Origin of the sequence: Priestia sp. TRN 1309 (assembly GCF_050846875.1) — a bacterium.
GTDB classification, from domain to species: Bacteria; Bacillota; Bacilli; order Bacillales; family Bacillaceae_H; genus Priestia; species Priestia zanthoxyli.
In genome coordinates this window covers 1-21,445 of the sequence record NZ_JBOZGM010000002.1, presented here as the reverse complement: position 1 = coordinate 21,445, position 21,445 = coordinate 1, and the positions used below count along the sequence as shown (strand labels likewise).

Here is a 21,445-nt window from a genome sequence, read left to right as displayed (position 1 = left end):
TCTCACCATTTTTCTTTATTTATTCTGATTTGTCATACTATATCACACAACCCTGCTGTCGAAAAGGGTTTTTGTTGTTTTAACCCCCATCATGTGTTATGAATAGTATGTAGGTTTCATGATTTATTTTCGTAACTAAAAAAAGTTTGACAGTTAGAGGTACAAAAAATGACAAATCAACAAGTAATACAGCAGCAATTTTTAGATAAGTTCCTTGACTTTATCTTAGTAAAATGTCCAAACTGCGAACTATGTGCGCGAGTTGTAAAACTGGATAAAAAATTGAGCGGGTCAACGCACTCATGCACGTGTCCTCACTGTGGTTATCTAGACGTCATCAGCGCTGAGGGCCAAGGACCGTTAGAACTTTCTGAAGCAGTAGATCCTTTTTTTCAGCTTCCGCTTTACTTGGAAACAATCTGCCCTGAACGTCGACTTTGGGCTTATAACTTAGATCACCTTCAATATATTGAATCTTATATTGAAGTTAAAACATGCGGGGCTTGTTTCGACGAGCTGTCGGTTGAACACTCATTGCCAGATTGGGTAATTCATAAGCAGGAAGAAGCACTAAACGAAATTCAACGTTTAAAAGACACCGTCTTTTGCACATTCAAATGAAGATAGAAAAGAAACGTTGCCAAAGAGGCAGCGTTTCTTTTTTACGAAGAACTTTCTTCGGTAAGTTTTCTTCGATAGTCCCCGGCCTTGTCGAACTCTTTTGCGGTGCCGACGAAAAAGTAGGTTACCGTATGATTTTTGTTACCTTGAGTCGTGCCATGAATCATCTTCCCTTGCTTCAATTGCTTTCGCTCTCCATTTTTATTTACATAGAAATATTTATTTCTTGCCCAGCCGCCGCCGCTTAAAAGCGTTTTGGTTTTCCCGACTCCCTGCTCGTTTACTTTAAATACAGTGTAGTCTCCTTCTGTCTTGCTAGGATTTCCGTTATCTTTATCATATTCGACCATAACCCATCCTTTGTACCCTTCTGGTATAAGGAAAATGCTCGGTTGAGACGTTTCATCTGGACGTCCACATCCAGATGCGATTACGATCAATAAAAACAAAATGAGCCACCTTTTCACTTTTCCCAACTCCTTTCTTAATAAAAGACGTGTCTCTATACTGCTTTTAGTTTTTGTTGAAGGTAAGATTATATTCTTTTTGCACACCTCAATTTTTCCCAGTTTATCCAGTCAAATATGCTATATTTACGTATTGTTTGTCACACACTATTAGCAGGCGTTTACAATTTATATGGGAGGATAACAAAAATGAGCTATGTTTTTTTATTTATTTTGCTCTTTGTCATTCCGCTTTACACACAGCAAAAAATTGTTCGTGCCGACCGTGAAAATACACGTATATTATTACTAAGTGAACACGAGCAATCTGGACATAAAAAAAGCGATTCCCCGTAAAACAGGAATCGCCTCCTTTTAATATGTTAAGCTTCCAGCGACAATAAGGCCAACGGCTATCGATGCTGCAAAAAGAGTTACTCCAACCGCTACATTTCCTTCTTCTACTTTTTTGGCTAGGCTCGTTTTAGGCGTCATAATAAATTCAATAATCCAATATGTCACTACTTGAGTAATGATACCTACTACTCCCCAAAGAGTTGCATCTACCAAATTTAAGCTGTTGCTCCACACAGTGAAAATGACAATAGCAAGCCCAATTCCTTTTCCCCATAACTTCAAAGCGACTGCGACATTTCCTTTTTTTATGAGTTCACGATCATTAAATTTTGTTGTTAATTCAAATACGATTACTCCGATAAATAATAGCACTAATCCTACCGCTACGTGAGATAAAAAACTCCCTATACTAGCCCAATCAATCCATTGTGTCATTTTTAGTTCCCCTTTTCATTTTAATCCAATCGGCAAATAATACGATTCGTTATCTGTAATTTGATTTCCAGCTCGAATTCCTACTGCACTTGCTTTTCCATTTAATAAAAAGCACCCGTACATGATATGAGCCTCTACTGTTTTCGTTTGCGTCTTCATTTTTGCAGTTGGCAAAGGAATAAACTGTTGATATACAGCCGTGTATTCTTGATATGTCTTATGCTGATCTTCGTCTATTTTGATTCCGTCTTCATTATAAATTTCAACGGTATCTCCCTCACGACCAAACGATGGTTTCTTCACAAATGCTTGTTTTCTTTCAATAAATGGATCTTCTTCTAAATACGTTGGTAAAAAGTATGTTTCAATAATGTGATGCTCTTCTTTAGTGAAGAAAGGATGATGTTGTTCATACAAAGCCCAAATGAGTGCTTGCACGGCTTTAGACTGCAGTAAAAATGCAGAAGGCGGATTGATTATGGCTACTTGTTTTTGCTGTGCCAATGTTAAAAGCATGTGTCCGACTTTTTCATGCGTACTCGGATCTTCATCTTCAATTAAATGTTCAAGCGGATAAGTTTGGCGATAGAGTACGTCTATTTTTTGTCCATGTTGATCATACACGCCCGCTTCTATATGTTCACCTTCTTCAACTGTAGAGGCAGGGACAATTCGAAGCTGCGATAACGGAACGTATGTAGCATCTACATCGGCTAGCTTCATTAAATAAAGAGTCGTTAGCTTATCTTCTTCATGTGTATCATGAGAAGAAAAAACGACGTTTGGATAGTTCGTTCTATCGAGCTCGTTATAAGCTTCAAAAATGGCGTGTTTTAATGCTAAAGCAAGCTTTTTTTCTTCAAGCTTATTAGGGTTTTGAACCTGAAAATGCCGACAGACTAACTCATTTACATGAAATAATTCTTTGATGAATGTAGGCGTATCCGCATTTAGTTCTAAAAGCTTGATTTGATCAGCCGTAACAGCAAAATCAAGGCGTGAAATAACACTTTCTGTTTCCATCGTTTTCAGTCGCATGTACGGTAAACTGGCTTTTGGAAATCCTAAAGAAAGAAGCGTCTGATCATCTAATGAACGAAGTAAAGGTGCCGTTTTAAAAAATAGTTCCCCGATTTGATTTGCTGCTTCTTTAACAGAATGAATGATGTGAGAAGACTCCATATGTACGTCATAAAGAGCATACTCTGTTCCATATAAGTCGTACCAAAAATCTTGAATTTCTTTATAAAACATTTCTCGCTTTTCTTTATGCATTACCCGCCAAAACCGCCTTTAGAGCCGCTCCCAATTCCAGATTTATACGAGCTGCTTGATTTAAATGATTTATAGGACGATGATGAGGTCAGCTGTTTTTTAGACCCGTAGTAGCGCCCTCCGTGATAATATGAACCGCTGTGCGAAGAAGAAGAATCTGAACAGTAGTACGTTTTCGTATCTTCATCCCATTTCCACTTGTCGCACGATTTATCTTTCGGTTTAGCTGGTCTTGCCTGATCAGTTGAACCACAGGCAACGAGCGATGTCATTAAAGCAGTGGTCAAAACCCCCGCCATCATTTTTTTTGTTTTTGACATTAAGCCTTTCCCCTTTCATACGTTACGCCTGTTTTTGTTACATATAAACTGTACACGCTGCGGTCTTCATCAATTTCCGCAGAGTCTCTTTCCCATTCCAATCCATTATAGTACGTATAAACAGTTCCGATATAGCTTAATACGTCCAAATGCGTATAAAATGAAGAGGCGAATAAAATCGGATGTCCTTGAAGAGAATTCAGTTTGCGGACTTCTAACGTAATCTCTCTGTGATCACCTTCTGCTTGCTCTTTCGGTCCATGTTCATGTTCTTTCACATAAATAATATGTATATCATCTTCGACTGCAGATGAAGTTTGTTTATACGTTATTCCTTCTTTAACAAAAAATTCGCATTCTCTTCTTGCTAAAATTTGTTCAAGTTCAATAGACTGATAGTGATAAATAGATACAAACGTATCATCAGGCTTTAGCAGTCGGTATTCTAATTTTGCCATTGTGCAACTCCTTTTGTGACTTTTTTGTGAACGCTCTTTAGTAAATACGCACAGATTTTCAAAAAGTTTCAATTTTTTCTCATATAAAAAGGCTTAGCTTTAAATAAGCTAAACCTTTATTTTTTTATCACATCTGTCACAACTTCATAACCGCCTGTGTATGGGTCGAATACATATTCAAGCATGCCGTTTCCACGATGAACTTTGAATAGATACCTGTATTTTTTAGGGCTGTCTTTTGCTGGATATACGTATTTTCCTTTTTGGAACTGACTTAGCAAGAGCTGTTCTCTTTGCGCAAGCATTTTTTTTGCTTCATTATAACCATACAGCGGGAGATTTTTGGCATAGAGAACCGGTACGAATACAAGTACAACGACTGAAATCGTAATAAGCCCTTGTTTAAACCACCGCATAAACCTCTTTGGATTTCGCGAAAGTAACATTGTTATGACAATTACTATTAACAAAGGAACAATATATACTTGCACATACGGAATGTTTGCAAATACAGGTCGATTAATCAACAAGACAATTACTTCGATAGCTGCTACTAATACTAAAATAAAATAGACCACTTACTCTTCACACCTCGACGATTCAATGAATTTTATATGTGTTAGAAAGTATTCCCACTCATGAATGAACTCGTCTATTGTATCATAAGACGCAAAAAAAATATCTACGCTCGTCTATTTTACGGTATTCAGATACTAAAAGAGATTGAGACATAACAAAATCATCCCAATCTAAAGACGAGCATGAGATAAATACGCTAGTATGCTCCCTTGTTACACCGCTGTTGACTTCCGTGTAAGGCTTCGTTTTCCGAGGGCGACCACTTTTGCCGGGTCTCACCTGTTCCGCTTTTTACGCGTAAGTCCTCGCCTTGCCCTCCGGCCAACAGCTAGAGGCCACTACATACATGAAACTGCCTTCACTCTAACCATAAAAAAATCTGAACACATTTGATTCTCTATACAGAATCAAACACGTTCAGATCTTTCTTTAACTAAGCTATTTTTATTCCATCCTTCTATTACGAAACTTCTACGTTTCGATTTTGATTATATTTTTTCCCTTGTAAAAATGAGTAAACGATTGCTGCTGCCCATACAATAAGGATAAATGCGTATACAGCTATCTGCGTTGAGCTGCTTGATACCCATGTATTTAAGAGTGTTCGAGCATTTGTTAAAATGATAAACCCACCAACAAGCGAACCAAGCAAGTGAGCCGGGATAATACGAACAAACCATGCAGCAATCGGAGCCGCGATAATTCCGCCAATCATAAGAGCGCCTACCCAGAACCAGTTTACCTGCTCCCAGCCGAGAGAAATTAAAAAGCCAAGTGTAGCCGAGACGGCAATAGCAAATTCACTTGTATCAACGGTTCCAACGACTTTCCGTGCTGTTGTGCCTTTTTTAGCTAGCAATACAGGCGTTGCAATCGGCCCCCAGCCTCCTCCTCCTGTAGCATCAGCAAATCCAGCAATTAATCCTAACGGAATGGACTGCTTCGTCGATAAAGGTTTGGTGCTCTTTTCTTCGTTTGTTTTAAACGTAAATAAAAAGCGAAATAACACATAAACTCCTAGGAGCAATAAGAATGTTGAAACGTAAGGTCTTACTGCATCTCCAGGTAAATTACTTAGAAAGCAGGCTCCTACAAAAGCCCCGATGGAACCAGGAATAATCAGTTTTAAAACCATCGATTTATCTACGTTGCCAAATTTAATATGTGAAACACCAGACGCTGCTGTTGTTACAACTTCTGCCAAGTGAACAGATGCCGAAGCCACAGCTGGTGCAATTCCAAACGTTAAAAGTAGGGTAGTTGATGTCACCCCGTACGCCATTCCAAGTGATCCGTCAATTAACTGAGCTAAAAAGCCAATAAGTGCAAACGTAATTAACTTTTTCATGTTGTCCCTCCACTTTAATCTTCTGTTAGAGAGCACAAAAAGGCCTCCAACAGTTGTTTGCTAGAAGCCTTCGGTATGTCCGATCAGCTGTCCGTTTTATAAATAAGTTGTTTATATTGTAATCCTAACTATTCCTAGAAGTCAACTGTGTTTTTAGTTTTTCTTTTAGTCTATGTATGCTGCTTGGTTATAGTATCAGTAAAATAAAATTCTTCTTGTTAAGTCAACAACATAAAAACGACCGCTCACTTAATAAGGGCGGTCATTTTTATGCATGTCTTGCCAGTGAGCTAGCACTTCAGGTGGTAAACTCACATCTTTATCTAATGACGTCACATCCATAGAAGTAGGCTCATCGCTATTTATCACTTTTTCTACCCAATCTGGCTGTACAACTAACGCTTGTTCAATCGTAATTAAAGCCAGACCTTGCTCAAAAGCTTCTGCGACTTCCGTTGCCGTAAGTCCTCCTGTACCCACAAGAGGGACCCGGTAATTGACGTGCTTAATGATCGAAGAAAGCAGTGAATGATTTTCTTCCCTTTTTGAGGTAGGTTCATGCAAAGCACTGATATGTAAATAATCAATTTCTGTATGAACAAGACGATCAATCCACTCAAATGTATCTTCCACTTTATTTCCTAAATAGCCTTTTTCTTTGGGCGCTAATGTATATCCCACAATAAATGGTTTGCCCGCATGTGCTGCTCGACGCGTCACTTCACGAATAACTTCAAGTGCAAAAGTGAAGCGGTTTTCTGCGCTTCCTCCATAAGAATCACTTCGTTCATTGGCTTGCCTTGACGTAAACTGCTGCAGTAAACATTCATTTCCTCCGTCAATTTCCACTCCATCAAACCCTGCTTCCATAGCTCTTGTGGTAGCTTCGCCAAACGCTTGAACAATATAAGTTATATCGCGCTCGGTCATTTGAACAGGCTTTTTTCCTTTACGTTTGTGAGGCTTTTCACTAGGGCTAATTGCTTGCCACTTACTTTCCATTTCTACGCACTTTCTTCCCCCGTGCGATAGTTGCAGAATCGCTTTAGCTCCTCTTCTATGAATCATTTGGGTTAGTTGATGAAGCTTTCGTATGACCTGATCACGATGAATTCCGATTTGACCATGTGCTACTTGGCCATTTTCTGTGATAAACGCGGGGCCGATAATTACCGTACTGACGCCCCCTACTCGTTTTTCGTAAAAAGTCAGATCGATATCGGATATTTCCCCGTTTTCCCGTGAAGCGTATGTGAGGATAGGTCCCATTGCTAATCGGTTTTTCATCTCAAGAGCATCAACAAATTTAAAATGTTTAAATAACTTTTCATAGGCCGTCTTCAATTGATTCACACCTTTTTTCCTTAGCTTGCCCATCTATAAGCGGAGTAGACATCGGCATAAAAAAAGAAATACCTTGATCGGCATTTCTTTTTACGTTGTTTTTCTTATTTTTTTGACCGGATAAAATACAAATTCGCTTTTTCCGACAATTCGTTTTTCATCAATAAGACCTAGACCGTTGCGGCTATCCATACTGTACAGACGGTTATCACCCATTACAAATACTTCGTTTTTAGGTATTTGTACGGGTTCAAAATCTCCCGTAAGCTCCATATCCATGTTGTTGGCAATTTGACGATTCGTTTTTAAATAAGGTTCACTTACTTTTTTATCATCAATATAGAGCTGATCTTTTTTCATTTCGATTTTTTCACCTGGCAGACCGATTACTCTTTTTACATAATGCTTATTCTTAGCCTCATCTTTAATAATCACAATATCTCCGCGGCGAATATCATGGAGCGAATACGACAGTTTATTCACAAACAACCGCTCTCCGTTATGCAGCGTTGGGTTCATTGAAGCGCCTTCTACAATATACGGAGAAAATAAAAATGCGCGAATCATAAATACTAGAGCGATAGCGAAGATAATAGTTTTGAATATGCTGCGTAATTGATCGCTTTTTGTTTTTTCCGTAGTCAATATGCTTTGTCTCCTTTGTACAGCTCACTTTTCTTATGTAAAAAAGCAAGAAACCTCTTACTTTAACACTTATTCTAACTTAACCATAGAAAGAACTGAAATCAAATGTTTTATGTTATGTAAAAAAAGAACCTCTAACAAATGTTAGAGGCTTACATTACGCAAGTTTCGTCTTTACATCTCTTATTATAACATTAATTATATAAAAAAAGACTACCTTTTATGTAAAAATTATGTTTTTTACGCAAACTTAACTAAATCTTCACATTTAAAGGCGTTTCTCCATGTATAAAAAGTTGGGAGATACAATACCCTATAATCTCTCTTCGCCGCACGAGTCCAATAAAAATGTTTTGATCATCTACAACCGGCACAAAATTTTGTTCAGACGCGCGTGATAAAATACTTTCCATTTCATCGTTAATGGTGATAGCTTCGTAATCGCGATGTCTTGGAACCTCCTCAATTCGTAGGTGTTCTAACTCATGGAGTTCTATATGTTCTAAGCTTTTTAGCTTCCATAACAAGTCTCCTTCTGCCAAAGTCCCTACATATTCTCCTTTTTGATTAATAAGCGGCACAGAAGAGTAGCGATGATACTCCATTTTCTCCAATGCTTGACGGATTGTTGACCGTGTCGATAGGGTAACCACTTCTTTTTTAGGAAGTAAAAAGAACGCAATATTCACTCATATTCTCCTTTTGTTATATATGCATTTTATTTTTGTTGTTTTGCTGAATCTGAAACAATATGAATATCGATGTTATGAGTCTGTCGCATAATTGTATTCACAATAGAGCCTTTTCGAATCTCTTCCCATCTTGTCCTCGCTGATTGCCCTAGTAAGATTTGAGTAACGCGATACTGCTTGGCTACGTTCACAATCACTGCAGCTGGTTTTTGCTTTTTAGCTTCTTCAACAATTAGCGATGCGTGGAAACGGTCAGCGAATGCCTGCCACTGTTTGATTTGTGTTTTCTCCCTCTCAGTCTGATCGCCTTTAAAAACATGGAGCAGCAGCAAATCTGCTTTCAATCGGTTCGCCATTCTCCAGCCTCTTCGAATCAATTTTTCAGCTGTTTCACTGTATTGAATGCACACTAAAATGCGTTCGCAAATACCTGTTACACCAATTTCATGGGAATGAATGAGCTTACCGTCCACTTCATCCGCTATTTCTCTGAGCGTTAATTCACGAAGGGCATGGAGATTTGCGAGCTTAAAAAACGACTGCAGGCTTTGTTCAATTTTATGGACTTCGTATATTTTGCCTTCACGAAGACGCTTTTGCAGCTGTTCCGGTGTAACGTCGACAAGTTGAATTTCATCTGCTTGCTGAATAAATAAATCTGGCACCGTTTCACGAACTTTTACTTGGGTAACAGCATATACGAGGTCATGTACGCTTTCCATATGCTGAATGTTCATTGCTGACATAACTGAAATACCTTGGTTGAGCAGGTAAGAAACATCTTCAAAACGTTTTTTATGGCGGCTTGTCGGTACATTTGTATGAGCGAGTTCATCGATAAGGACAACTTTTGGCCGCCTTCTTACAATCGCCAGTAAATCAAGTTCTTGTAATTCTTTTCCTTTATAAAAAACGGTTTCCCTTTGGATTACTTCTAGATTTCCAATCATCGCCTTAGTCTCATTCCTGCCGTGTGTTTCTACATATCCAACTACGACATCTACGCCTTCTTTGACTAAGTCATGCGCATCTTGAAGCATTTTATAAGTCTTTCCTACTCCCGGTGCGGCACCGATGTAGAGTTTAAGCTTTCCGCGCTTCTGATCATGAAGTTCACGCAATAGTTCTTCCGGAGTTTTTCTTCGAAAGTATGGATGAGCTTCTTTTTCTTTCATTGTTCGTGCTCCTTTATCACACTCGCTTCAGTGCATGAAGCGAGTGCGTGTAATTAGCGTTCTCGTTGAACAGCTAAATTTAGCTCTACTACATTTACTCGTTTTTCACCAAAAGCCCCTTGCTGAGTATGTTCTTTGATTAACTCTTTTAGCGTCTGGGTTTTAATATGGGCTGCTTTTGCCACGCGCTCTACTTGTGCATATGCAGCTTGTGGCGTAATATCCGGATCGAGTCCAGAAGCCGAATTCGTGACGGCATCAATCGGAATCCCTTCTTTTGGTACCTCGTTTTCTTTTTTCCACGCCGCTACGGATTTCTCGATACGATTCGTAAGGTCTTTATTTGAAGGTGCTAAATTCAACGAGCCAGACCCTGCCCCGTTATAATCAATACTAGAAACTCTGCCGTGAAAAAATGCATTGCTTGTAAACTGCTGCCCAATCAGCTTAGAACCGATAACTTGATGATTGTTTGAATAGATTAGGCTGCCGTTTGCTTTACTTGGAACAGCTGTTTGAGCAATACCTGTCATCACAACAGGATAAATAAGACCACAAAGTATCATCATCATAATCGTTAAGCGAACAATAATGCTTCCCGTTCGTTCTGTTTGTATCATCGTTTCTTCTCCTCTACATCACAAATGAAAGTAATAAGTCAATCGCTTTAATCCCAATGAATGGAACTAATACCCCACCTAATCCGTAAATGAACAAATTTTTTCGCAGCAGTGCGTTAGAACTCATCGGCTTATAGGCAATTCCCTTCATGGCTAAGGGAATTAACAGCGGGATAATGACCGCATTAAAAATAAGCGCTGACAATACAGCAGATAGAGGTGAATTCAGCTTCATTACGTTAAGAGCCTCCATTTGCGGAATCGCCAAGGTAAACATCGCTGGAATAATCGCGAAATACTTAGCAATATCGTTTGCGATGCTGAATGTAGTTAAGGCACCCCTTGTCATTAATAACTGTTTTCCGATTGAAACGACTTCAATGATTTTAGTGGGATCCGAATCCAAGTCCACCATATTTGCTGCTTCTTTAGCAGCTGAGGTTCCGCTGTTCATTGCTAAACCAACGTCAGCTTGAGCAAGTGCAGGGGCATCATTTGTTCCGTCACCTGTCATCGCAACTAGCTTGCCTTGCTGCTGTTCGTATTTAATGACTTGAATCTTGTCTTCTGGCTTGCATTCCGCAATAAATTCATCTACTCCAGCTTCTTTTGCAATAGTTGCTGCGGTTAGCGGATTATCTCCTGTGCACATGACTGTTTTAATGCCCATTTTACGAAGTTCATCAAAGCGTTCTTTCATTCCTGGTTTTACCGTGTCTTTTAAATAAATCAAGCCATAAATTTTATCATCGGCGGCGACGGCAAGCGGCGTGCCACCAGCTCCTGCAATTTCGTTCGCTTTTTGCTGTAGATCAGAGGGAACCTTCCCGCCATTTGACTCTACCCATGCCGTGACGGCGTCCACTGCTCCTTTTCGTACAGATACATTCTGTAAGTCAATGCCGCTCATTCGCGTTTCAGCTTTGAATTCTACAAACGTTCCCTGCGTTTTTCTAAGGTCTTCTACTCCCATGCGAGTTTGGATAAAATCAACCACCGAGCGTCCTTCTGGTGTTTCGTCGTAAAGAGAAGAAACAAACGCCCATTTGTACAGTTCACGTTCGTCTACGCCTTCTACAGTCGTTAACTGATGAGCCATTCGGTTTCCAAACGTAATGGTGCCGGTTTTATCTAAAATAATTGTATTGATGTCACCAGCTGCTTCTACTGCTTTTCCTGACATAGCAATCACGTTAAACTGCGTGACTCGATCCATTCCAGCAATTCCAATGGCCGATAATAATCCTCCAATCGTCGTAGGAATAAGGCAGACGAGCAGTGAAATTAAAATAGCCGTGTCGAGTTGAAAATGTAAATAGTTTGTAAAGACAGGAAGCGTCACAACAACTAGTAAAAAAATAATCGTCAAACTTGTCAAAACCGTGTTTAGCGCAATTTCATTTGGCGTTTTTTGACGCTCTGCTCCTTCAACAAGCGAAATCATTTTATCTAAAAACGATTCACCTTGCTCACACGTAATTTTAATTGTAATTTCATCGCTGACAACTCTTGTACCTCCCGTTACAGAGTTAAAATCCCCGCCTGCTTCTTTCATAACAGGTGCCGATTCCCCCGTAATGGCCGATTCATCAACGGACGCCAGTCCTTTAATAATTTCTCCATCTCCAGGAATCATTTCGCCTTGTGAAACGACGACGATATCTCCTTTTTTTAGTTGCGATGCCGAAACTTGTATCATTTGCCCATTTTCAATTTTATTAGCCGTAATATCCCCTTTCGATTGCTTTAATGAGTTTGCCTGTGCTTTTCCTCGACCTTCTGCTAATGCTTCTGCAAAATTAGCAAAAACAATGGTGAAAAATAACACGAGAGATACGGCAATATTAAAGCCTGCGCTTACTGTACTTTCTCCGAAAAGGTCTGGAACAACGGCTAAAAAAAGTGTAATAACAAACCCGATTTCTACTACGAACATGATAGGATTTTTTATCATTGTTCTTGGACTTAGCTTGATAAAAGCCTGTTTTAATGATTGAATAAAAATGGATGAAGCTTGTTTATCTACAGAACCTTGAATGGGACTGTTGTGATCCAATTCAATATTATTTGCAAAATTCCGTTTATTCATTATGATCCTCCGCTTTCTTGATTACAGTGTTAAATACTCAGCAACTGGCCCAAGCACAAGCACTGGGAAAAACGTAAGTGCTCCTACAATAACGGTAGTTCCAATTAAAATGCCGCTAAATAAAGACGTATCTGTTTTAAATGTTCCAGGTGTTTCGGGAACAAGCTGTTTGGATGCTAGTGAGCTCGATACCGCCAGCATCGTAATTAGTCCGAAGTAGCGTCCAATATACATAACGATTCCCGTTGAAATGTTCCAAAACGGCGTTGCATCACCGAGTCCTTCAAAGCCGGATCCATTGTTTGCTGCTGACGACGTAAATTCATACAGTGCCTGACTTAACCCGTGAAAGCCTGGATTTGATATACCTTCCATTCCTAAATGAGTGGTAAGTGCTACAGCTGTTCCTCCTAAAATTAGCAGCGGCTGCAAAATAAGCGTCACGGCGATTAGCTTCATTTCTTTTCCTTCAATTTTTTTACCTACGTATTCTGGTGTTCTTCCAACCATTAAACCTGATAAAAATACGGCGATAATGACGTACATCATGACATTCATAAATCCTGCTCCGACACCGCCAAATACGGTATTTAACATCATATTTCCAAGCGTTAACAACCCGGTAAGAGGCGTAAGAGTATCGTGCATGGTGTTGACTGCACCTGTTTCACTTGCTGTCGTCACGATGGCGTAAAGCGTCGACATGCCGACACCAAAACGGACTTCTTTCCCTTCCATATAACCGTTCGCTTCATTTAAATGAAAAGCATCAAGTCTTGGATTGCCGCCCCACTCTGTTACGAACGCTGTGCTTAAAATAACGATAAACAGCATACTCATCGCTACAAATAAGATGCGGCCTTGCTTACGCTGTCCGATCATTTTTCCGTATGTGAAAGGAAGTGCTGTTGGCAATAAAAGCATAAGGACGATTTGTAATACATTGCTCAACGCGTTAGGATTTTCAAATGGATGAGCTGAATTGACACCAAAAAATCCCCCTCCGTTGTTTCCTAGCTCTTTAATTGAAAGAAAAGAAGCAACTGGTCCCCTTGCTATTTGCTGTGTTGCCCCTTCTATTGTATGGGCAGTAACCGTTCCGCTTAACGTTTGAGGGACACCTAAAAACATAAATAAAATGCCTGTTATAAAAGCGATAGGAAGTAAAATACGCGTAATTGACTTTACAAAATCAACAAAAAAGTTTCCCATTTCTTTCCCTGCCAGCCCACGAATAAAAGCGATTGCTACTGCAAGTGCCGTTGCTGGTGCAGCAAACATCATAAATACAATGGCGGCCATCTGCGAGAAATAGGACAAACCTGATTCGCCGCTGTAGTGCTGCAAGTTCGTATTTGTCATAAAACTAATGGCCGTGTTAAAAGCAAGTGCCGGATCCATTCCTTTGATGTGGCTTGGGTTAAACGGCAGTACCCCTTGAAACCGGAAGATAAGGTACACCACAAAAATCATAAACGTATTCGCCAAAACAAGAGCAAATGCATATTGCTTCCACGTCTGATTAAGCCCTTTAATTCCTGCTGCTTTAAACATCACCGTTTCTATCTTTCCTATCAAGCTAGTGTTTTTATCGTTTGAAAACACATTCGCTATATAAATACCTACGGGCTTTGCAATAAGCGCTACAAAAACAAGCAGCAGCGCAACTGATAGTAGAAAAATCCCCACTTTTTATTCCTCCGCTTATTAAAATTGTTCTGGATTTAACAGTACATATACTAAATAAATTAAAACGAGAACTGAAATACCTAACAAAATGAACGACACTTTCACTTCTCCTCTCTTTCATCTACTACATGAGACGACCAGCAAATAATTCCGTACATAGCAGCTGTTAATATGACAAGCGTTCCAAGCATGATCATATCCAAGTTGCTCCCTCCTAACTGTTTCCTAACAAAAATGATAGCTTCTAAGTTTAGTGACGGTTTCTTTTCATAAAGCATCACGTCCAAAAAAGCTAACCGTGAGACGTGATGCTGATTTTTCCCACTAAAAAACCGCAGAAGAGAGTTCTCTTCCGCGGTTTAATGCACGACAAATAAGCCGTGATTCACACGAATTTTTTACTCCCAAAACGCTTACGGAGTTAGCTGTCGGATTCGGGTTATGGAAGTAACCCTACTCAGTTAAGAGATTCACCCCTAGTACATACGTACAAAATATTGGGTCCCCCGCTCATAATTGATTAAGCGTATCTTTGTTATTTAATTTTTAGACTTAATGCTGACTTTTACTGCTGCGTTTAAAACTTTGATTAGCCAACGTAGACAAATAGCGGTTTGCTAGATCAAAAGATTGCTGATCGCACATGGCCCGATATTCAATCATTTGAATCATTTGCTTAGATAAATGCATCCTGACGCTCCTTTCACCTATATTTTGAAAGGAGCGTACTATCCGCTGTTATAGAAAACGACCACGATTACACCATCCTCTCTCTTAACGCTTACGAAGTTAGCTGACGGGTTCGGGTCAAGAAAGTAACCCTACTCAATTAAGAGATTCACCCCTGATAATTGGGTCCTCCGCTCTTTCCTTCTCTTTCAGAAAAGACTCAGCGTTTCACAGTGGAACGTTTCATGAGAGTAATCTTACTCCTGTTAAAATTTACTGTCAACAACATTTTTTGAAATTTTAAAAGCTTTATTTTTCTATTTTTATTCATTATTTCAAAATAATAATTTCAGAAAAAAAAAAGCGTTCTTATCGAGGAGATAAGAACGCTTTTTTTAGCTCATTTTCTCAATTTCATTTACAAGAATTGAAATGGCATCCGTTTTTGTTGCTTCACGCATTGTACGCTTCATCGTACTTGCCTGCTGCTGAAGCTCATTTACTTCACGCAAAAACAGTTCTTTTGTTAACTGCTCTTCTTCTACAACCATACAGTAGCCTTTTTTCTTAAAGGATTGTGCATTTAAAATTTGATCTCCGCGACTCTGTGCTTTTGATAAAGGAATAATCATCATCGGTTTATGAAGAGCTAAAAACTCAAAAATGGCATTGGATCCACCGCGTGTAATCACATAATCAGTTGCCGCTAGAACATCAGGAAGCTGTTCGTTTACGTATTCTAACTGACGGTATCCTGACTCTTTTTCAAGGCTTGTATCAATATTGCCTTTTCCGCAAAGGTGTACAATTTGGAATTTCTTTTGCAGTTCAGGCAAAGACTCTCGAACGATTTCATTAATACGGCGTGCTCCTAAACTTCCGCCCATAATTGTTAAAATGGGGCGCTTATCATAAAAGCGTAGCCAGCTTTCCCCGTTCGCTGCGCTGCCGCTAAATAGCTCTTTTCGAATAGGTGAACCAACAACCTGCACTTTTTCTTTTGGAAAGTAGTTTGCGGCTTCATCAAAAGAAGTAAAAATTTTAGTGGCAAATTTCTGCGCAATTTTATTTGCCAGTCCCGGTGTTAAATCACTTTCATGAATGAACACGGGAATGTTTAAAGATTTAGCAGCCATTACCACAGGAACTGTGACGAAACCGCCTTTTGAAAAAACAAGAGAAGGCTTTAGTTTTTTCAGCACGCGACGTGCATCGCCAACCCCTTTTGCTACTCGAAATACATCTTTTACATTTTCCATATCTACGTATCGACGCAGCTTCCCGCTTGAAATCGCATGATATGGAACGTTTAATTTTGTAATTAATTCTTTCTCAATACCATTGTGAGAACCGACATAATGGATATCCCATTTTTCACTGTCTAATTCTTTCATGATGGCAATGTTTGGCGTTACGTGCCCCGCTGTTCCGCCTCCGGTAAAAACGATAACTTGCTTACTCATTTTTTCTTCCTCTCTTTGCATCACTTAATCGATCTGTTTTGACATCAATTTTTATCTAATCTTTTTATCATGCAATCTGACATGTAAAACGATGGTTTTATTATAGCATTTTTCTTTTTACATATGTATGATAAGGCGTATAAAAGCATGCTATACTTTTCATAAGGAGTGATGATAATGAACAAATCTGTACCTGCAGTAAAAGGTGACACAGTGGATTCCGAAACGCGCTGTACGCACTATCATACGGATAAAGATATTATCGCAATAAAATTTTATTGCTGTCATACATATTATCCATGCTATCAATGTCATAACGCACATGCGGATCACGACATTAAAAGATGGCCAACATCTATGTTTAATGAAAAAGCTATTCTTTGCGGAGTATGTAAACATGAGCTCTCAATTAATGAATATTTAACCTGTAACTCGACTTGCCCTCACTGTCGTTCTTCTTTTAATCCCGGATGCAGCCTGCATGGACACATTTATTTTGAACAAAAAAGCTGAACAAAACATCGTTCAGCTTTTAAAATAATTGCTCATCTATATTGATAATGGAAGGAAGCAGACCTGGGAACAGTTCCTCAAGTTCTTCTAAACGCAAGGAATAATAGTGCTGCGTACCTTCTATACGTAGTTTGATAATTCCAGCTTCGCGAAGTACTTTAATATGATGTGATAGCGTTGATTTTGATACATTTAATTTTTGATAATACGAACAGGTCTGCTCCTTTCTTGTCGCTAAACACTGTACAATTCGCAGCCGGTTAGGATCACTCAACGCATGTAAAATAGGCGTTAATTTAATTTCAGATTTCGGTGGTTGATAAGGTTTTCTCATGCTTAAAATATAACACAGCTTCTTTTGTGTATCAATGTTCGATAACTTTCGAACTAAATTCCTTGCACTGTTATTTAATCGGTGTTATAGTTTCATTGTTCGATGATATTCGAACTTATCTTCATTTTAATCGTAAATTGAATGAAAGATTAAAAACAAAACAAATAATATAAAGCACCATCATTATTAAAGGAGGAATCATCCATGATTCATTTACAAGCTTCAATGAAAGTTAACCCAGCAAAAAGAGAAGAATTTTTAGAAAACGTACAAGAACTAATTAAGCATTCTTTACAAGAAGAAGGAAACAGCAACTATCAACTATTTGAAGATGCTTTTACACCTAACACATTTATGATGATTGAAGAGTGGAAAAGCGAAGAAGCAATTCAAGCACACAATAAATCAGCTCATTTCCAAAGTTTTGTAGCATTTGCTCAAACTGGCGTACTTGTAGCACCTTTAGATGTAAAAACATTACAAGGCTAAAAATAACTTCTTTGAAAGGATGACGCATCATGAATGAAGCAATTCGTACAATTCAAGATCATCGTTCTATCCGTCAATATACAGACGAAGCAGTAAGCGACGAACATTTAGATACAATTATTCAATCTGCTCAGTCAGCCGCTTCTTCTATTAACGGACAGCAAGTAACTATTATTAGCGTCCAAGATAAAGAAAAGAAGAAAAAGCTTTCAGAGCTTGCAGGCAACCAAGCGTGGATTGACCAAGCTCCTCTATTTTTAATCTTTTGTGCAGATTTTAATCGTGCTAAGATTGCAGCTGAGCTTAACGATGCGCCTCTTGGCGTAACCGATGGACTTGAGTCAATTTTAGTGGGGGCAACCGATGCTGGAATTTCTTTAGAAGCAGCAACAGTTGCAGCAGAGTCACTCGGTTTAGGTACAGTACCAATCGGCGGAATTCGCAGAAAGCCACTAGAAGTCATTGAACTCCTAGATTTACCGGAATACGTATTCCCAGTAAGCGGTCTTGTCATTGGACATCCGGCAGATCATTCTGCGAAAAAGCCTCGATTACCACAAGCTGCTGTGCACCATCGTGAAAGCTATAATCATGACTTAAAGTCATTGATTCAAGACTATGATGCTGAAATGGCAGAGTATATGAAAAAGAGAACAAACGGTGCAGATGACCGCAACTGGTCACAAACTGTATCCGCTATTTACAAAACCATTTATTATCCAGAAGTTCGAGCGATGCTTGAAAAACAAGGATTTAAATTCGAATGATCAAAAGCTGCGATGTTCATCGCAGCTTTTTTTATCTACTTTAACAGCGTCCTGAATAGACTAAAAGTAATACTCGATAAATGAGGTGTTTGGATGGAGTTTATTTTAATTTGTAATTTTCTTTTAGGTGCAACGGCAGCGTTTTTATTGGTGCCGGCTTTTACAAAAAAGAACACCCTTCACGTGACTTTGCTGTCTCTCCTTTTCCTCCTTTCAATTGTTCCAACCTTTCTTCTCGCTAATCCACATATCGGCGTTTTACCTTGGGCTATTCGAGACGGTCTTCTATTGTTTTCCGCTTTCCTTTTCTTTTATCTAACCTTCACTTTAAGCAGATGGAAAACACTTTTGTTTTTTCTTCTCCTTTTACTGTCAATTGCTCCTCTTGCCTACGTCGTATATGATAACTTCACGCATACGTATATAGATGCCAATATCGGACTTGGCCTAGGCTTTTTATTGACGTGGCTCTTAACAACCTTGTACAATATTTTGGCTATTCTTCGATTTTTCCGTCAGAAATCTCAGTAAACACGTTAAAAGTTAACAAACAAACGAATAGTTGATTTTATTTAGTATACGCTAACAACTGCACAGTCCTTCTCTTTACATAAAGCTGTGTATACTAAAAAAGGAGTGATACTTGATGAAACGACTATTCGTAATGGTAGCAGTGATTGCCTTCTTGGCACTTAGCCGCATGTTAGTATTTGCCGCTGAAACACCTCCTGCTGCAGATGAGCGACCAGCTCAAAATGCAGAAGTTCGTATCGTTCATGCTTCACCGGATGCTCCAGCTGTAGACATTTTTGTGGATGACAAAGCTTTAGTAGAAGGAGCAAAGTTTAAAGATGTCTCCAACTCCCTGCCTTTGTCAGCTGGTTCTCATAAAGTAGAAGTATACGAAGCGAAGACAAAAGGAACAAAAGATTCCATCATCGAAGCTACCCTTGTTGTAGACGGTGGAAAATCGTATACAGTAGCCGCTGTAAATAAAGCCGAAAATCTTGAACTGCAGGCTTTCACGAATAATAAGCAAGGGATGGATGGAAAAGCAAGCTTACGTGTTGCTCATTTATCTCCTGATGCTCCTGCGGTAAACGTAGGTCCTAAAGGGGCTGCTCCTTTATTTAAAGATCTGTCTTTTAAAAGCATTTCAGGTTATCAAGTAGTAAATCCGGGTTCGTATGATTTATCTGTTTCCACAGCAGACGGAAAAGAAATACTAAGTCTTCCTGGAACAAATCTTCAAAGCGGTAAAAACTATACGGTGCTCGCAGTAAATACTGCTGATAAGCTTGGGACCATTGTTTTACAAGATAATTAATTAAAAAAACGTCATTTCAATTGAAATGACGTTTTTTATAGACTGCGCTGAATGAATTCTTCTTTTTTGTACTCATAGGTAGAAATATCGTTCCACAATCGTTTTGAAAGCTCGTATTTCATACCTTCATATTTTTTTCTAGCACGTTCGCTCGAGCGTAACTGCTCCCTGAAATTAATTCGTTCATTCCAGTAAGGTGATTCACTGACCGTTACGTACACATGACTTCTTCTAGCATCATGTGGAATGAGCTTACGAGCATTCTTAGCGGTCATAATTGGAGGGTAATGTGCAGCTGGAACGCCTTCTTTTAATAAAACGAACATCTCTTTTTCCGCTACATATACGTGAGATTTATTTTTTAATATAGCGCGCACTTCATTTATGTCTTCTTCGCGTTTGACGCCGATTAAAATATCAACGATTGGTGAACCTGCCAATCCTGGAACGGACGTGCTTCCAATATGTTCGATGTCTACTGAAAAATCTTTTAGTGTATTAAGTAACGCTTCTTTTTCCATTTGATACAAAAGCGACCACTTTGTTTCATACTGAACAATCTTTCGCATATCAGTTTCCACCCTTTCACTTTTTTATACTGTACCATGTTTTAAAATAAAAAGAAAGAATTTTCTAACTATTTACTTTTTGTTTATGCTATGAGCTTTTCCATCGATATAGACAGGCTTTATATTATTTTATATATTTTTGTTATTTTTATTCTGAATGTTTCATAATTGTGGATGTTTCCTCCTCCAAAAGATAGATACTCTTTTATTTGCTATCTCTCCTCTATCATATTCACATTCAGCTGCTTTATACTATTTTACATTTTTTCTAGTATAAAACATGTCCTCAAAACATCGGTGAACAAAGGGCTAAAGACCTTTATATGCCCTTGACATCCCTACATTTCACCTTTGATATAATTATATTTTACATTAATGTAAAATTTTATCGTTAAGGATGGCAGATAGTTCAAATTCATTATACAATTGAAATTCGACATATAGTATGATGGATAATATCGGCATTATGAGATAATAGTAGATTTAACTCAAAATTTTGGGCTATTTGCCGATATATGCTTTGTATACTAATTAACTTATGTTGAAATTTGTAATTTGCAAGGAGGAAAAAATGAATAAAAAACATGTCATGTACACAGCCGTTTCTTCTGTTCTTTTAAGCTCTTCATTGCTTTTGCATTCGATTGACGCAGATGCAGCTGAATCGGCCAAAGTAACTGCTACATCGTTAAATGTACGTGCAACGCCTAGTACAAGCGGCGCTATCGTTGGAAAAGTAACGAAGGGAAACACCGTTAATATAGTAGATGAAAGCAAGGGATGGGCTAAAATTACGTATAACGGTAAAGAAGCTTGGATTTCATCTCAATACATAAACAAAACACAAACAAACAGTACGTCTACGGCAAATTCGACATCCAAGTCAGCCGTTGTTAACGCCAGTTCATTAAATGTTCGCTCTTCTGCGAGCACAAGCGCGTCTATCGTGACGAACTTATCCCGGGGTTCCAAAGTAACGGTGGTAAAAGAGAGCGGATCCTGGTCACAGATTAAAACAGCATCAGGTCAAACAGGCTGGGTAGCGAGTCAGTACCTACAAGCAGGCTCCGGTTCTTCTACACCGACTAGTAACTCGGGTTCTACAACATCCAAGTCAGCTGTTGTTAACGCTAGCTCATTAAACGTTCGCTCTTCTGCGAGCACAAGCGCGTCTATCGTGACGAACTTATCCCGGGGTTCCAAAGTAACGGTGGTAAAAGA

At 38.9% G+C, this 21,445-nt stretch carries 27 protein-coding genes and 2 riboswitches; of the genes, 8 read left to right on the top strand and 19 right to left on the bottom strand.

Translation table 11 applies throughout. From position 1 onward, the window contains the following. Nucleotides 1–168: 168 nt before the first annotated feature. A complete protein-coding gene (locus tag ACRPLQ_RS07440; RefSeq protein WP_028412776.1) occupies nucleotides 169–621 on the top strand; it encodes a hypothetical protein in 453 nt (150 codons plus the stop codon). Nucleotides 622–662: 41 nt separating this feature from the next. Here ACRPLQ_RS07440 and ACRPLQ_RS07435 read toward each other — a convergent pair whose 3' ends face one another. Beyond that, entirely contained in the window at nucleotides 663–1,088 is a 426-nt protein-coding gene (locus ACRPLQ_RS07435; RefSeq protein WP_033580617.1) for a DUF6843 domain-containing protein, read from the bottom strand. Between the two features lie 189 nt (nucleotides 1,089–1,277). Here ACRPLQ_RS07435 and ACRPLQ_RS07430 point away from each other — a divergent pair, with 189 nt between their 5' ends. Next, the gene (locus tag ACRPLQ_RS07430) at nucleotides 1,278–1,424 is read left to right on the top strand and encodes a hypothetical protein (RefSeq protein ID WP_165351762.1); all 147 of its coding nucleotides are present in this window, start codon (nucleotides 1,278–1,280) and stop codon (nucleotides 1,422–1,424) included. 18 nt (nucleotides 1,425–1,442) lie between these two features. Here the strand turns inward: ACRPLQ_RS07430 and ACRPLQ_RS07425 are convergent, their stop codons facing one another. From ACRPLQ_RS07425 to ACRPLQ_RS07350, 16 genes are all read right to left on the bottom strand, one after another. Next, nucleotides 1,443–1,859 carry a DUF350 domain-containing protein gene (locus tag ACRPLQ_RS07425; RefSeq protein ID WP_034327662.1) on the bottom strand — a complete coding sequence of 139 codons (417 nt, stop codon included), beginning with the start codon at nucleotides 1,857–1,859 and terminating at the stop codon, nucleotides 1,443–1,445. 15 nt (nucleotides 1,860–1,874) lie between these two features. Beyond that, on the bottom strand, nucleotides 1,875–3,134 hold the full coding sequence (locus ACRPLQ_RS07420; RefSeq protein WP_432235848.1) for a glutathionylspermidine synthase family protein: 1,260 nt from the start codon (nucleotides 3,132–3,134) through the stop codon (nucleotides 1,875–1,877). Beyond that, entirely contained in the window at nucleotides 3,134–3,454 is a 321-nt protein-coding gene (locus tag ACRPLQ_RS07415; protein ID WP_028412772.1) for a hypothetical protein, read from the bottom strand. The genes ACRPLQ_RS07420 and ACRPLQ_RS07415 overlap by 1 nt, the downstream gene beginning before the upstream one ends. Beyond that, nucleotides 3,454–3,912, bottom strand: a complete 459-nt coding sequence (locus ACRPLQ_RS07410) for a hypothetical protein (protein WP_165635384.1) — start codon at nucleotides 3,910–3,912, stop codon at nucleotides 3,454–3,456. Before ACRPLQ_RS07410 ends, ACRPLQ_RS07415 begins: the two co-directional genes overlap by 1 nt. Before the next feature lie 116 nt (nucleotides 3,913–4,028). Continuing rightward, nucleotides 4,029–4,490: a hypothetical protein gene (locus ACRPLQ_RS07405; protein ID WP_033580613.1), complete on the bottom strand. Its 462-nt coding sequence runs from the start codon at nucleotides 4,488–4,490 to the stop codon at nucleotides 4,029–4,031. A 461-nt stretch (nucleotides 4,491–4,951) separates the two neighbouring features. After that, complete coding sequence (locus tag ACRPLQ_RS07400) at nucleotides 4,952–5,839, bottom strand: sulfite exporter TauE/SafE family protein (RefSeq protein ID WP_033580612.1); 888 nt, start codon at nucleotides 5,837–5,839, stop codon at nucleotides 4,952–4,954. Nucleotides 5,840–6,088: 249 nt separating this feature from the next. Then, on the bottom strand, nucleotides 6,089–7,192 hold the full coding sequence (locus ACRPLQ_RS07395; RefSeq protein ID WP_223546159.1) for an NADH-dependent flavin oxidoreductase: 1,104 nt from the start codon (nucleotides 7,190–7,192) through the stop codon (nucleotides 6,089–6,091). A gap of 81 nt (nucleotides 7,193–7,273) precedes the next feature. Further along, a complete protein-coding gene (lepB, locus tag ACRPLQ_RS07390; protein ID WP_028412768.1) occupies nucleotides 7,274–7,828 on the bottom strand; it encodes a signal peptidase I in 555 nt (184 codons plus the stop codon). Between the two features lie 254 nt (nucleotides 7,829–8,082). Beyond that, complete coding sequence (locus ACRPLQ_RS07385; RefSeq protein WP_165635385.1) at nucleotides 8,083–8,517, bottom strand: CBS domain-containing protein; 435 nt, start codon at nucleotides 8,515–8,517, stop codon at nucleotides 8,083–8,085. A gap of 29 nt (nucleotides 8,518–8,546) precedes the next feature. Beyond that, entirely contained in the window at nucleotides 8,547–9,695 is a 1,149-nt protein-coding gene (gene kdpDN / locus ACRPLQ_RS07380) for a KdpD-like non-kinase potassium sensor (RefSeq protein ID WP_099000321.1), read from the bottom strand. Between the two features lie 53 nt (nucleotides 9,696–9,748). Beyond that, entirely contained in the window at nucleotides 9,749–10,315 is a 567-nt protein-coding gene (kdpC, locus tag ACRPLQ_RS07375) for a potassium-transporting ATPase subunit KdpC (RefSeq protein ID WP_028412765.1), read from the bottom strand. Nucleotides 10,316–10,328: 13 nt separating this feature from the next. Then, complete coding sequence (gene kdpB / locus ACRPLQ_RS07370; protein WP_165635386.1) at nucleotides 10,329–12,404, bottom strand: potassium-transporting ATPase subunit KdpB; 2,076 nt, start codon at nucleotides 12,402–12,404, stop codon at nucleotides 10,329–10,331. Between the two features lie 21 nt (nucleotides 12,405–12,425). Then, complete coding sequence (gene kdpA / locus ACRPLQ_RS07365) at nucleotides 12,426–14,087, bottom strand: potassium-transporting ATPase subunit KdpA (protein ID WP_165635404.1); 1,662 nt, start codon at nucleotides 14,085–14,087, stop codon at nucleotides 12,426–12,428. 24 nt (nucleotides 14,088–14,111) lie between these two features. After that, a complete protein-coding gene (gene kdpF, locus ACRPLQ_RS07360; RefSeq protein WP_063611563.1) occupies nucleotides 14,112–14,192 on the bottom strand; it encodes a K(+)-transporting ATPase subunit F in 81 nt (26 codons plus the stop codon). A gap of 297 nt (nucleotides 14,193–14,489) precedes the next feature. Further along, nucleotides 14,490–14,630, bottom strand: a riboswitch (cyclic di-AMP (ydaO/yuaA leader). A 15-nt stretch (nucleotides 14,631–14,645) separates the two neighbouring features. Beyond that, nucleotides 14,646–14,783, bottom strand: a complete 138-nt coding sequence (locus ACRPLQ_RS07355; RefSeq protein ID WP_156830726.1) for a hypothetical protein — start codon at nucleotides 14,781–14,783, stop codon at nucleotides 14,646–14,648. A gap of 72 nt (nucleotides 14,784–14,855) precedes the next feature. Further along, nucleotides 14,856–14,998: riboswitch (cyclic di-AMP (ydaO/yuaA leader) on the bottom strand. Nucleotides 14,999–15,157: 159 nt separating this feature from the next. Further along, a complete protein-coding gene (locus tag ACRPLQ_RS07350) occupies nucleotides 15,158–16,225 on the bottom strand; it encodes an undecaprenyldiphospho-muramoylpentapeptide beta-N-acetylglucosaminyltransferase (protein WP_029714620.1) in 1,068 nt (355 codons plus the stop codon). Nucleotides 16,226–16,402: 177 nt separating this feature from the next. On the opposite strand from ACRPLQ_RS07350, the gene ACRPLQ_RS07345 reads away from it, so the two are divergent. Beyond that, entirely contained in the window at nucleotides 16,403–16,738 is a 336-nt protein-coding gene (locus tag ACRPLQ_RS07345) for a CHY zinc finger protein (protein WP_028412761.1), read from the top strand. Between the two features lie 19 nt (nucleotides 16,739–16,757). Here ACRPLQ_RS07345 and ACRPLQ_RS07340 read toward each other — a convergent pair whose 3' ends face one another. Beyond that, a complete protein-coding gene (locus tag ACRPLQ_RS07340; RefSeq protein ID WP_013083811.1) occupies nucleotides 16,758–17,072 on the bottom strand; it encodes an ArsR/SmtB family transcription factor in 315 nt (104 codons plus the stop codon). Between the two features lie 204 nt (nucleotides 17,073–17,276). Between ACRPLQ_RS07340 and ACRPLQ_RS07335 the strand changes: the two genes are divergently transcribed. The 4 genes from ACRPLQ_RS07335 (at nucleotide 17,277) to ACRPLQ_RS07320 (ending at nucleotide 19,655) form a co-directional block, all read left to right on the top strand. Beyond that, nucleotides 17,277–17,561, top strand: a complete 285-nt coding sequence (locus tag ACRPLQ_RS07335) for a putative quinol monooxygenase (RefSeq protein WP_013057729.1) — start codon at nucleotides 17,277–17,279, stop codon at nucleotides 17,559–17,561. A gap of 29 nt (nucleotides 17,562–17,590) precedes the next feature. Next, nucleotides 17,591–18,328 (top strand): oxygen-insensitive NADPH nitroreductase, encoded by a 738-nt coding sequence (gene nfsA, locus ACRPLQ_RS07330; protein WP_028412760.1) that lies wholly within the window; start codon nucleotides 17,591–17,593, stop codon nucleotides 18,326–18,328. A gap of 93 nt (nucleotides 18,329–18,421) precedes the next feature. Continuing rightward, nucleotides 18,422–18,859, top strand: a complete 438-nt coding sequence (locus ACRPLQ_RS07325; RefSeq protein WP_432235847.1) for a hypothetical protein — start codon at nucleotides 18,422–18,424, stop codon at nucleotides 18,857–18,859. 115 nt (nucleotides 18,860–18,974) lie between these two features. Continuing rightward, the gene (locus tag ACRPLQ_RS07320; RefSeq protein ID WP_165635388.1) at nucleotides 18,975–19,655 is read left to right on the top strand and encodes a DUF4397 domain-containing protein; all 681 of its coding nucleotides are present in this window, start codon (nucleotides 18,975–18,977) and stop codon (nucleotides 19,653–19,655) included. Between the two features lie 35 nt (nucleotides 19,656–19,690). Here ACRPLQ_RS07320 and ACRPLQ_RS07315 read toward each other — a convergent pair whose 3' ends face one another. Continuing rightward, the gene (locus ACRPLQ_RS07315; protein ID WP_028412757.1) at nucleotides 19,691–20,224 is read right to left on the bottom strand and encodes a GrpB family protein; all 534 of its coding nucleotides are present in this window, start codon (nucleotides 20,222–20,224) and stop codon (nucleotides 19,691–19,693) included. A gap of 571 nt (nucleotides 20,225–20,795) precedes the next feature. Between ACRPLQ_RS07315 and ACRPLQ_RS07310 the strand changes: the two genes are divergently transcribed. Further along, on the top strand, nucleotides 20,796–21,445 hold a 650-nt coding region (locus tag ACRPLQ_RS07310), incomplete at its 3' end, for an SH3 domain-containing protein (RefSeq protein ID WP_432235846.1).